Annotated in this window: 10 protein-coding genes; 9 read left to right on the forward strand and 1 reads right to left on the reverse strand. The window is 54.3% G+C overall.

The window, feature by feature from the left end; all coding sequences use genetic code 11:
* Positions 1 to 61: 61 nt before the first annotated feature.
* A complete protein-coding gene (locus tag FIV00_RS17270; protein ID WP_152501909.1) occupies positions 62 to 2,389 on the forward strand; it encodes a molybdopterin-dependent oxidoreductase in 2,328 nt (775 codons plus the stop codon).
* A 2-nt stretch (positions 2,390 to 2,391) separates the two neighbouring features.
* Positions 2,392 to 3,162, forward strand: a complete 771-nt coding sequence (locus FIV00_RS17275; RefSeq protein WP_152501910.1) for an IclR family transcriptional regulator — start codon at positions 2,392 to 2,394, stop codon at positions 3,160 to 3,162.
* Positions 3,163 to 3,264: 102 nt separating this feature from the next.
* Here the strand turns inward: FIV00_RS17275 and FIV00_RS17280 are convergent, their stop codons facing one another.
* Positions 3,265 to 3,666, reverse strand: a complete 402-nt coding sequence (locus FIV00_RS17280) for a rhodanese-like domain-containing protein (protein ID WP_152501911.1) — start codon at positions 3,664 to 3,666, stop codon at positions 3,265 to 3,267.
* Between the two features lie 119 nt (positions 3,667 to 3,785).
* Here FIV00_RS17280 and FIV00_RS17285 point away from each other — a divergent pair, with 119 nt between their 5' ends.
* The 7 genes from FIV00_RS17285 to FIV00_RS17315 are packed head-to-tail and all read left to right on the forward strand — an operon-like array spanning position 3,786 to position 12,540.
* Complete coding sequence (locus FIV00_RS17285) at positions 3,786 to 5,060, forward strand: FAD-binding oxidoreductase (RefSeq protein ID WP_247649249.1); 1,275 nt, start codon at positions 3,786 to 3,788, stop codon at positions 5,058 to 5,060.
* A 5-nt stretch (positions 5,061 to 5,065) separates the two neighbouring features.
* Positions 5,066 to 7,150, forward strand: a complete 2,085-nt coding sequence (locus FIV00_RS17290; protein WP_152501912.1) for a hydantoinase/oxoprolinase family protein — start codon at positions 5,066 to 5,068, stop codon at positions 7,148 to 7,150.
* Positions 7,150 to 8,802, forward strand: a complete 1,653-nt coding sequence (locus tag FIV00_RS17295) for a hydantoinase B/oxoprolinase family protein (RefSeq protein WP_152501913.1) — start codon at positions 7,150 to 7,152, stop codon at positions 8,800 to 8,802. Before FIV00_RS17290 ends, FIV00_RS17295 begins: the two co-directional genes overlap by 1 nt.
* Positions 8,799 to 9,539 (forward strand): SDR family NAD(P)-dependent oxidoreductase, encoded by a 741-nt coding sequence (locus FIV00_RS17300; RefSeq protein ID WP_152501914.1) that lies wholly within the window; start codon positions 8,799 to 8,801, stop codon positions 9,537 to 9,539. Before FIV00_RS17295 ends, FIV00_RS17300 begins: the two co-directional genes overlap by 4 nt.
* A gap of 4 nt (positions 9,540 to 9,543) precedes the next feature.
* Positions 9,544 to 11,451 (forward strand): propionyl-CoA synthetase, encoded by a 1,908-nt coding sequence (locus tag FIV00_RS17305; protein ID WP_152501915.1) that lies wholly within the window; start codon positions 9,544 to 9,546, stop codon positions 11,449 to 11,451.
* Positions 11,448 to 11,798: a RidA family protein gene (locus FIV00_RS17310; protein WP_152501916.1), complete on the forward strand. Its 351-nt coding sequence runs from the start codon at positions 11,448 to 11,450 to the stop codon at positions 11,796 to 11,798. The genes FIV00_RS17305 and FIV00_RS17310 overlap by 4 nt, the downstream gene beginning before the upstream one ends.
* Before the next feature lies 1 nt (position 11,799).
* Positions 11,800 to 12,540, forward strand: coding sequence for an amino acid ABC transporter ATP-binding protein (locus tag FIV00_RS17315; protein WP_152501917.1), 741 nt, complete (start codon positions 11,800 to 11,802; stop codon positions 12,538 to 12,540).
* Positions 12,541 to 12,550 lie beyond the last annotated feature (10 nt).

Genomic DNA, 12,550 nt, shown 5'->3' on the forward strand with positions numbered 1-12,550 from the left:
GATGACACTCGGCATTAAGTGTGTCAATATATGGAAAATTCGTTCTGATTAGCGAAACAAAATGAAATTGACGTCAAATCATTGGGGTCCAGGCTACGTTAATGTCGCCGACGGCCGCATTGTCTCGGTTCTTCCTCATCCCGACGATCCGAATCCTTCTCAAATTTCCGGCAACATTGCACAAAGCCTGAACGGTCGGGCGCGTGTTCTGAAACCCGCTGTTCGAAAGGGCTGGCTGGAGAACGGTCCAGGCTCCGCAAGACGCGGTGAAGATGCCTTTGTCGAACTGTCCTGGTCTGAAATGACTGACCTGCTGGCAGACGAGATCAACCGAGTTAAGAGCACTTATGGCAACAATGCCATTTTTGCCGGCTCATATGGCTGGTCAAGTGCAGGCCGTTTCCATCATGCACAAAGCCAGCTGAAACGTTTCCTGAACACTCTAGGCGGTTTTGTCCGTTCTGAAGGCAATTACAGCTACAATGCAGCATTGGGTTTGATGCCCTTCATCCTGGGTGACTATCGCAGACATGTCGCACAAGCAACGCGTTGGACCGTTGTAGCGGAGCATTGCGACCTCGTTGTCCTGTTCGGCGGCCTGGCCACACGCAATACGCAAGTCAGCGATGGCGGCATCTCCCGGCATAGGATCGAAACAAATCTTAAGTCCTGTGCAGACGCAGGCGTCCGATTTGTGAATTTCAGCCCGATCCGCAGTGACCTTTCGTCAGACATTCCGGCCCAGTGGCTCGCTCCGCTTCCAGGAACAGATGTCGCGGTCATGATGGGAATTGCCCACACGCTTCTGATTGAAGACCTTCACGACAGGGCTTTCCTCGACAAATACACCACCGGTTTCGACAGGTTCGCAGCCTATCTGGTTGGAGAAACGGATGGAGTAGCGAAAACCGCTGCCTGGGCCGAAGGCATCTCAGGCATTCCGTCAGAAAGTTTGCGCAGTCTTGCGCGCGAGATGGCGTCGAAACGGACCATGATTTCCTGTGCTGCAAGTTTGCAGCGCGCTGATTACGGCGAACAACCGTTGTGGATGACGATTTCGCTTGCAGCGATGCTTGGGCAAATTGGACTTCCGGGTGGAGGCTTTACAATCGGGTATGGCGTCAACGGCAATATCGGCAATATGGAACGACCGTTTCGACCCGGTGCCCTCCCGCAGGGAAGATCCGCAGTGTCTGATTGCATCCCTGTCGCCATGATATCTGAGATGTTGCTCAACCCACTCGGGAAATATGAGTACCTTGGGGCGACGCGGACATTTCCAGACATCAAAATGGTTTGGTGGGCCGGTGGTAACCCATTCCACCATCACCAGGATCTCAACAGGCTCCGCAGGGCCTTTTCAAAACCGGAAACAATTGTCGTCAATGAAATGAACTGGACCGCGACTGCTAGGCATGCGGACATCGTTTTGCCTGTTGCAGCACCACAGGAAAGAAACGATTTCGGTGCAGGCAAATCGGACAATGCCCTGATTCCGATGCCTGCAGCTGTTTCACCTCCAGGAGAGGCTCTTACCGAATTCGAGATCTTTTGCGCTCTCTCAAAGCGGCTGGGTAACCACCAGAACTTTTCCAAAGGTCTGGATGAAACTGGTTGGTTGTTGCACCTCTGGGACGAAACAAGGCAGTCAGCAGCAAACCAAGGCATTGATCTACCAGACTGGAGCACCTTTTTGAATGGAGACATTGTGACGTTGCCAGACCCGTCGCCCAATCAGGTTTTTCTGGCAGAATTTCGCGAAGACCCACACGGCAATGCACTGCCGACGCCATCAGGTCTGATCGAATTGTATTCAGAGACGATTGCTGACATGAATTTGCAGGACTGTCCCGGCCACGCCAGTTGGTTTGAACCAAGAGACAAGGAAACTGGATTGGCGGAACGCTATCCGCTTTCGCTGCTTTCAGGTCAGCCTGGAACGCGGCTGCACAGTCAGCTCGACAATGGCGCGACCAGCCTTGCGGCAAAAATAAAAGAACGCGAACCGGTCCTGCTTCATCCGGAAGACGCTGCAATTCGAAAAATCAAGGACGGAGACATTGTCGAACTGCGAAACGATCGAGGCCGATGCCTTGCGGGGGCCAGAATAACAGACGACATTCGTCCTGGTTGCGCCTTCCTATGGACCGGTGCCTGGTATGACCCGGAGTTTGAAGATCCGCACCATCGGGACCGCCACGGCAACCCCAACGTCCTTACCCATGACCTCAGAACATCCTCCCTCACCCAAAGCCCCGCAGCTCACTCCGCCTATGTTGAAATATTGCCGATCGAAGGTCAGGCACCTGAAGTTGAAGCCCATACTCCCCCGCGATTTACCTTTGCGGATGCGTCGGCTACAGTGCCGAAAATGACCAGCGAAACGTGAAAATGTCAGAAAAAAAAGCGACTGAAGCAAAAGTAGATTCCACACTTTCCAAAGGCCTGGCGATACTTGAAAAGCTGGCAGAAACCCGAAGCGCACTCGGCGTTACTGAAATCTCTCGTTCGCTGGATTTGACCAAGTCGAACACTTTTCGACTGCTGCAGACGCTTTCACGGCTCGGCTACGTTACGCAAAGAGAGGACGGAGCGTATGCGGTCACACTCAAGATGTGGCAAGTCGGACGCTCGACCGTCGACAGTCTCAATCTTAGAGAACTCGCAGCGCCGGAGATGGCCTACCTCGCCGATGAAACCGGTGAAACTATCTATCTCGCTGTGCCAGAACAATTCAACGTCGTCTATATCGACAAGATCGAAAGCAAGAAGCCAATTCGCTCCTGGAACCCGATTGGCGGATCTGCGCCCATCCATTGCGTTGGGACCGGCAAAGCTATCCTGGCTGCCAACTATGAAAGACTGCGCGAAAAGCTTTCCGAGCCACTGCCCGGCTTTACCGGCAGAACGATGACAACCTTGAGCCAGCTGGACGAAGACATCGAAGCAACGAGAATGCGCGGCTATGCCTATGATACCGGAGAATTTCGCGACCGGATTTTAAGTTTCGGGGCGGCAATCAAGCTGCCTGATGGCGAAGCGGTCGCTGCAATCGGCATCTCGGTTCCAAACGTCAATCTTCCAGAAAACGGAGAGGAACGGTTTGGCGCTCTTTCTGCGCACGCTGCCGAGGCCGTTTCCCGCAAACTAACACGCGTCTGAAATCTCCGGTTCTAGCAAGACCCATCCAATGGACACGAGACCGGCACTGTGCCGGTCAAAATCATATTCACGCGCGGAAAAAAGCCTGAACCGAATTTCAGATCAGGATTTGGGCTCAGGCATCTCGACGGGGCCTTCTTGCTTTACCCATTGTGAGAAACCTTCCCGCAGATGGGATGCTTCAAATCCCATATCCTGAAGCGTTGCGACTGTCAGTGCTGACCGCCAACCGGACGCACAATGGAAGACAAATTTCTTGTCCTCGCCGAAAATCTCTTTGAAATACGGGCTTTCCGGATCGACCCAGAATTCGACCATTCCTCGGGGGGCATGTACACTTCCAGGAATAAAACCAGACCTTTGGCGCTCACGCACGTCTCGTATATCGACCACCACGACATTGGGGTCATCCAGCATGTTGATCAGGTCTTGAATTTCGACTTCTTCAATGCGGGACCGAGCCTCAGCGACCATGCTGGCGGAATTCTTGGAAAGCTTTTTCATCTCACTCACTGTTCCGGTATATAAAACATTTATTTCTTATATTGACACGCGGCATTGTTGTTTGCAAGTAATCCTATAGGCGCAAATTTTTGTGTCGCCGTAAACAGGAGGCTATTGCTGTGACACGGACAATGCCGATTTCCCTTTGGGATGTTTCTGCCGAGGAGCGTGACCTGGAAGGTCGCCTGCCGGACGGTGAAACATTCGATGTTGTCATAGTCGGTGGTGGGTTCACGGGGCTTTCAACAGCACTTCATTGTGCTGAAGCTGGACTTTCCGCCTGTGTTATCGAAGCCAATCATGTCGGCTTTGGCGGATCTGGACGCAATGTCGGCCTGGTCAATGCCGGGATCTGGCTACCGCCAACGCAAGTGCGAGAAAAGCTAGGCGCAACTTATGGCCCACGCTTTCTGCAGCGGTTTGGCGATGGCCCTGCAATGGTTTTCGATCTGATCGAAAAATATCAAATTAGGTGTGAGGCAACACGCAACGGGACCATTCACGCTGCTCATGCACCATCCGGTTTTCGCGACCTGGAAGCCAGATGGAAGGAATGGAATTCGCTGGGTGAGCCGGTCGATCTGCTCGGCCGCGAAGAGATCTCTGAAAAAATCGGAACCCGCGTCTTTCACGGCGGTCTTGTCGACCACCGTGCAGGTACGGTCAACCCGATGGGCTACTGCCGTGGCCTGGCGCGGGCCGCGACTGCAGCAGGCGCAACAATCTCGACAGGCGTGAAGGTCACTTCGCTTGCAAAGTCCAACGGCACCTGGAGCGTACAGACCGACAAAGGAAAACTGGACGCCAAGGCCGTGGTTCTTGGCACCAACGCCTATACAGATGATCTGTGGCCCGGTTTGAAGCAAACCTTCACGATGATCCACTACTTCCAGCTGGCAACCGAGCCGCTGGGAGAGCGCGCGTCGCACATTTTGCCTGAAAGACAAGGACTGTGGGACACAGCTCCCGTGATGTTCTCGCTCAGAAGAGACAATGACGACCGATTGATCATCGGGTCGATGGGCAAAGTCATCGGCGACAAGTCCAGCGGTCTATCCCAACGATGGGCAAGAAAGCAGTTGTCTCGGCTCTTTCCCGATCTTGGCGACATCAAATTCGAAGAAGCCTGGCATGGCCAGATTGCGATGACGCCTGATCATCTGCCGAGAATTCACGTGTTGGACGAAGGGCTTTACACCCCAATCGGGTACAACGGCCGCGGGATCACAACAGGCACTATCTTTGGACAAGGCATTGCAGGGTTGTTGACCGGAATGAACCCGGCAGACCTGCCCCTTCCAATGACTGATGTTGCTGCGGTTACAAGCGCGCCGCTGATGTCGCGCTTTTACAATATTGCCTTTACGGCCAATCAATTCATCAAAGGGTTCTGAATAGTATGAACATGTCCGACATTCGCGTTGGCGTGGACATTGGTGGTACGTTCACCGATGTTGCTCTCGACCATGCCGGAGGTATGGCCACCTGTAAGGTATTGACCGACTATGCCGAACCCGAACGCGCAATTTTGAAAGGCATTGAAACTGCCGCGCAAAAGGCAAACATTGCGCTCTCTGACATCAGTCAGGTCATTCACGGAACAACTCTGGTCACCAATGCGTTGATCGAACGTCGCGGTGCGAAGACTGCTTTCATAACAACCGAAGGCTTCCGAGATGTTGTCGAGATGCGGTCTGAAAACCGTTTCGAGCAATACGACCTGAACCTTGAGCTGCCCAAACCTCTCGTTCCCCGAAAAAATCGGTTCACGTTGAACGAGCGTATTGGACCACAAGGAGAAGTGCTTCTGGCACTTGATCCCGCGGAGGCCAAGGCCATGGCCGAAAGGATTGTTGCCGGTGGTTATGAGGCTGTTGCCGTGGGTCTCATGCATTCTTATGCCAACAATTCCCATGAAGCCATGATGGCTGAAGCCCTCAGGGAACTTGCACCAGACCTTTCTATCTCTCTGTCATCTGTCATTTCACCACAGATGCGTGAATTGCCTCGTTTCAACACTGTCATTGCGAATGCTTACGTTCAGCCTCAGGTATCCGCATACCTGAACCGGCTTGTTGCAAAATTGCGCGCTAGCAACATCGATGCGCCTGTCTTCATGCTACATTCGGGCGGAGGTCTGATTTCCGTCGAGACTGCCTCAGAGCAACCGGTGAGGCTTTTGGAATCAGGCCCTGCAGGCGGTGCCATCTTTGCCGCTGAGTTCGCGCGTGCCCATGGGATCGACAAAGTCATGTCGTTCGACATGGGGGGAACAACAGCGAAAATCTGCCTCATCGAAGACGGCTCCCCGAAAACGGCGAATACTTTCGAAGTTGCGCGCACCTATCGTTTCAAGAAGGGCTCGGGCATGACCGTATCCACCCCTGTCGTGGAAATGGTCGAAATCGGTGCGGGAGGTGGCTCAATCGCTTCCATCGACACGATGGGGCGTATTCAGGTTGGACCCCGTTCGGCTGCTTCCGAACCCGGCCCCGCCTGTTATCAGCGCGGTGGCGTGGAACCGACGGTGACGGATTCAAATCTCGTTCTCGGCAGGCTGGATCCCGACAATTTCGCAGGTGGCGCAATTCCACTTTCATTGGAGAATGCCCAAAATGCGCTCGCTGATCGGGTTGCCTGCACCCAAGGCATCGCTGTTGCCGAGGCAGCCTTTGGAGTAACGGAGATGGTCGATGAGAACATGGCCAATGCGGCACGCGTTCATACGGTTGAAAATGGACGTGACATCGAACACTTCACGATGATTGCCTTTGGGGGTGGCGCTCCCCTGCATGCCTGCCGGCTTTGCGAAAAGCTTGGTATCAGTGCCTTGTTAATCCCGCCGGGAGCCGGCGTTGGTTCCGCCATCGGGTTCTTGCGTGCACCGTTCAGCTATGAGGCAACGCGTGGCCTTTTTCAAACGCTGTCTGAGTTCGATGCGGACGCTGTGAACGCAGCGCTGAGCGCCATGGAGACCGAAGCCAGGGACTTTGTTGAGGCCGGAATTCAGGGAGGCCGGACAACGACCAAACTGACGGCCTTTATGCGCTATTCGGGACAAGGGTGGGAAATTCCGGTCCCCTTGCCGCACAAACAGTTCGCAACAGGCGATGAACCCTCCATCCTCGCCGCTTTCGAAGATGCCTACCGAACGCTTTTCGGTCGCACGATCGACGGTCTTGCCCCGGAAATTACGAACTGGTCCTTGATTGTGAAATCCATCCTGCCTGAGCCCGATGCGGTTCATCGACAGGACAGCTCAGTTGAAGCCGACATCACCAGGACGCGGATCATCTTTGACGCTGCGCTGCGCAAGGATGTTGAGGCCAAAGAAGTCAAACGGAGTTCAATGACCACGGGACACGTCGTGGAAGGTCCTGCAGTCATCATTGAAGCTGAGACTTCAACAATAGTTACCGCGGCCTATAGGGCTGTTGGTCAATCCGATGGCTGTCTTTTGTTGATCCGGAAGGATGTCAGATAATGCCGAGCGCAATTGACTATCAGATCATGTGGAACCGCCTGATCGCTGTTGTCGAAGAACAGGCAACCACGCTTATCAGAACAGCATTTTCGACCTCTGTGCGTGAAGCTGGTGACCTGTCAGCCGGGCTTTTCGACCGGCACGGTCGTATGATGGCGCAGGCCGTCACTGGCACGCCCGGGCACGTAAACGCCATGGCGGAAAGCGTTACGCATTTCGTTCGCGAAATCGGCATGCAAAACATCTTTGAAGGCGATGTTTTCATAACGAATGACCCCTGGCTTGGAACAGGCCATCTTCACGACATCACGGTTGTTACACCGGTGTTTCGAAAGGGTGTTCATATCGGTTTTTTTGCCTGCACGGCGCATGTGGTCGACATTGGTGGGCGCGGCTTCGGCCCCGATGCGGGCGAAGTCTTTGAAGAAGGTCTTCTCATTCCGATCACGAAGTTTGCAGAGCGGGGCACGGTCAACCCGCTTCTTATTTCCCTGATAAGAGCAAATGTGCGCACACCGGACCAAACCGTTGGTGACATGTATTCACTGGCAGCGTGCAACGAGGCTGGTGACAGACGCTTACAGGCGATGCTGGACGAGTTCGGGATAGATCATCTCGAAGGATTGTCCGACTTCCTGATGGAGGCGAGCCGGAAAGCAACCAAAGAAGCAATCAAGAAAGTGCCTGACGGCACTTACCAACACACAATGACCGTCGACGGGTATGACAATCCGGTTGAAATGGTGGTTACGCTCAAGGTTGAAGGAGACCGCCTCACCGCAGATTTCTCCGGCACTAGCGGCATGAGTGCCTTCGGCGTCAATGTCCCTGAAGTCTATACCAGAGCCTATGCCTGCTATGGTCTCAAATGTGCGATCGCTCCAGCCGTACCGAACAATTCCGGCTCACTGGAGCCATTTGAGATTTCCGCTCCTGAAGGTTGCATTTTGGCAGCAAAACGGCCTGCTCCGGTTTCGGTAAGGCATGTGCTGGGGCATCTCGTACCCGACGTCGTTTTGGGAGCGCTGCATCAGGCAATGCCCGGCGTTGTGCCGTCCGAAGGAGCCTCCGCTCTCTGGAACATTCAGATTTCCGCGCGTGCAAGCGATCCTGAAAGTGGCTTGGAGAATGCCGAAATCCTGATGTTCAATTCCGGCGGCACCGGCGCCCGTCCGACCGTGGATGGCTTGTCGGCAACGGCATTTCCGTCTGGTGTTTCGACAATGAGTGTCGAAGCAACAGAGCATGTCGGTCCAATCACGGTCTGGCGCAAGGATCTTCGAAAAGACTCAGGGGGCGCCGGTGCAACCCGGGGTGGCCTCGGTCAGGTTATCGAGATCGAACCACGCGAAGGTTATGACTTCTGGTTCAACGCGATGTTCGACCGCGTCAAAAATCCAGCGCGAGGACGCGAAGGCGGTCAGCCGGGAGCTTCCGGGCGCGTAGAACTGACGGACGGAACCCAGTTGCAGTCGAAAGGCCGACAGCAAGTGCGAAACGGACAACGTTTGCGCCTCAGTTTGCCGGGTGGTGGTGGCTTTGGCGATCCCTCGAAACGAGACAAAGCAAACATTGCGGCCGACGTTGAAGCAGAGATGATCTCTACAACACAGGCCAAGCAAGACTACGGATATTCTGGAGAAAATTCATGAGCGAGAAAATCGCCCTTATCACCGGTGCGGCACAGGGTATCGGGTTTGCCTGCGCTGAAGCGCTGGCCGAAGACGGTTGCAAGGTGGTGCTGGCTGACATCCAGGAAAGCGTGCATGAAGCCGCTGCCAAGCTGGGTGGTCACGGCTACCTCTGCAACATGGGCGACATGTCCCAGATTGCTGCAATGTTCGACAAGATAGAAGCCGAGGTGGGCTCGATTTCAGTTCTCGTCAACAACGCAGGGATAGCGCTGCCTGGCGATTTCCTCAAATACACTCTTGAGGACTTCAACAAGGTCATCGACGTAAATCTGGTCGGAGTATTCTACGCAACACAACGTGCTGCAAAAACGATGGTCGACAAAGGCCTTCGTGGCGCAATTGTGAACATGTCGTCTATCAACGCACAGGTCGCCATACCGGCAATTCCGGCCTATTGCGCTTCAAAGGGCGGTGTCATGCAATTGACCAAGGCTGCCGCGCTTTCGCTGGCACCGCATGGCATCAGAGTAAACGCGGTTGGCCCGGGATCAATCGATACCGAAATGATGGCCGGGGTAAACGCCAACCCGGAAGCGCTTGCCAAGGTCATGTCACGAACCCCAATTGGCCGTGTCGGAACGGCCCGTGAAATCGGTGACACCGTCGCTTTCCTCGCATCGGACAAAGCAAGCTATATCACCGGGGAGACAATCTATGTCGACGGTGGTCGCCTTGGCTTGAACTATACGGTCTGACCCCATGAGTCGTTACAAGCAAACCTACGCCGAATGGTCCACCGATCCTGAACGTTTCTGGATGAATGCGGCGCGCAGTATCGACTGGATAAAAGCACCTGAAACGGCGTTCGACCCTGATATGGGCGCCTATGGCCGATGGTTTCCCGATGGTGTCTGCAACACCTGCTGGAACGCAGTCGACAGGCATGTTGCCGCTGGAAACGGCGATCGACTCGCCTTGGTTTATGACAGTCCCGTCACCCAAGCCGTCAAGCGGTATTCCTTTCATGATCTCCAGTCAGAGATTGGAGCACTGGCTGAAGTTCTTCGGCTAAACGGTGTCGACAAGGGTGACAGGGTCATCATCTATATGCCGATGGTTCCGGAAGCCATCTTCTCGATGCTGGCCTGTGCGCGACTGGGTGCAATTCACTCTGTCGTTTTCGGCGGATTTGCAGCCGCCGAACTGGCGACACGAATCGAAGACGCCAAACCAAAGGTAATCATCTCTGCATCTTGCGGCATTGAACCAAACCGGATCGTTGCCTACAAACCGCTTCTTGATGCCGCTATCGCGATGTCCGAGGACAAGCCCGAAAAATGCATCATCTTGCAGCGCGACGCGCTGACTGCCGATATGATCGATGGGCAGGATCTCGACTATTCAACGGAAGTGGGTGCAACAAAGGGAACGCTGCCGGAATGTATTCCGGTCCTGGCGACAGACCCTGCCTATATTCTTTATACATCCGGGACCACCGGACAGCCCAAAGGTGTCGTGCGAGATACGGGCGGCCACATGGTCGCGATGAAATGGTCCATGGAACACCACTATGACGTCAAACCGGGCGAAGTGTTCTGGGCTGCCTCGGATGTCGGCTGGGTCGTTGGCCATTCCTATATTTGTTACGCCCCCCTCCTCCATGGGTGTGCGACGGTTGTGTATGAAGGAAAGCCGGTCGGGACACCTGACGCAGGTGCCTTCTGGAGGGTTATTCAGGATCACAAGGTCGTAGCTCTGTTTACTGCACCGACAGCGTTTCGCGCGATCCGCAAGGAAGACCCTTCAGGTGCACTCATCGACCAGCACGACCTCAACCATTTCCGCACCCTGTTTCTGGCCGGTGAACGCTCCGACCCGGCAACGATCGAATGGGCGCAGCAGAAACTGAAACGCCCGGTAGTCGACCATTGGTGGCAGACCGAAACGGGCTGGCCAATGTCTGGCAATCCAGTCGGCCTAGGTGTCCTTCCCGTCAAACCTGGTTCACCCGGCGTCCCAATGCCCGGCTACAGGATTGAAGTGCTGGATGATGAAGGTCGTCAGTTACCTGCTGGAACGCTTGGCAACATTGTCTGCAAGCTGCCCCTGCCCCCATCGGGAACACCTACACTATGGAATGCGGAAGAGCGCTTCCACAAAGCCTATCTGGAAGACTTTCCAGGTTACTACGCGACATCTGATGCCGGAATTGTCGATGAAGACGGATATGTTTTCATCATGGCTCGCACGGACGACATCATCAATGTCGCCGGTCACCGCCTTTCAACCGGCGCTATGGAAGAAGTCATCGCAGCACATCAAGACATTGCCGAGTGCGCTGTCGTGGGAGCGGCAGACGCGCTCAAGGGGCAATTGCCTATCGGTTTCTTTGTCCAAAACGATGGTGCAAGCCGAGACCCCGTCGAGTTGGAGCGAGAACTCGTTTCTCTTGTCAGAGAAAAAATCGGCGCGGTCGCGGCCTTTAAGACCGCGATGGAAGTCGAGCGTCTGCCGAAAACACGATCAGGCAAGGTTTTGCGAGGAACCATGCAGAAACTTGCCGACAACGAGGCGTTCAAAATGCCGGCTGCGATCGATGACCCAGCCATCCTGGACGAAATTTCAAGTGTCCTTGCCAATCGCGGATACAGAAAGGCTTCTAAATGATTGAGCGGCTTCATACAGGCACGCGCATGAGCAAGATCGTCAAGCACAATGGCGTTGCTTATCTGTGTGGACAGGTCGGTGCTGGCGATACAGTTGCGGACCAAACACGTGACTGCCTGTCCAGAGTTGACGCCCTGCTTGTCGAAGCAGGGTCGGATCGCGAGCACATCCTGCAGGCCATCGTCTGGCTCGCTGATATGGCCGATTTCCCAGAAATGAATGCGGTCTGGGACCAATGGGTGCCGGAAGGCCACGCGCCTGCACGCGCGTGCGGAGAAGCGCGTCTTGCCAGGGATGTATTGAAAGTCGAGATCATCGTGACCGCCGCCATCAAGGAGGAAACGTAAAATGGAAATACCTGCCGTCGAACTCCGACATGTGAATAAGTATTACGGAAGTTTCCACGCCTTGAAAGACATCGAGCTGTCGGTCACCAAAGGCGAAAAAATTGTTGTTTGCGGTCCGTCCGGCTCAGGCAAATCGACCATGATCAGAACAATCAATCAGCTTGAAGAGCACCAATCGGGAGAAATCCTGATCCATGGCGACGAGATATACGCCGACGCACACAACATCGAATTGCTTCGCCGTGACGTCGGCATGGTTTTTCAGCATTTTAATCTGTTTCCGCACATGACCATTCTCGAAAACTGTACGCTGGCTCCGGTGCTTGCGCGCAAAGAAAGTCAAGCCGAGGCAGAAACGCATGCCATGCAGTATCTTGAAAAGGTTCGGATTGCGGATCAGGTTCAAAAGTATCCTGGTCAGCTGTCCGGAGGGCAACAGCAACGTGTTGCTATTGCAAGAGCACTTTGCATGAAGCCAGACATTCTCTTGTTCGACGAACCGACCTCGGCTCTCGATCCTGAAATGATCGGCGAAGTTCTGGATGTCATGGAAACTCTTGCAAAAGAAGGCATGACCATGATCTGCGTAACCCACGAAATGGGCTTTGCAAAACGTGTCGCAGACCGAGTGATCTTCATGGATGCAGGGCAAATCGTCGAAGAAGCCGATCCGATTTCATTCTTCGAGAACCCCACAAATCCGAGAACGAAACTGTTTCTGGAGCAAGTGCTGACCCACTAGCTCTTTTGGT

It is taken from the genome of Labrenzia sp. THAF82 (assembly GCF_009363435.1).
GTDB lineage: Bacteria > Pseudomonadota > Alphaproteobacteria > Rhizobiales > Stappiaceae > Roseibium > Roseibium porphyridii.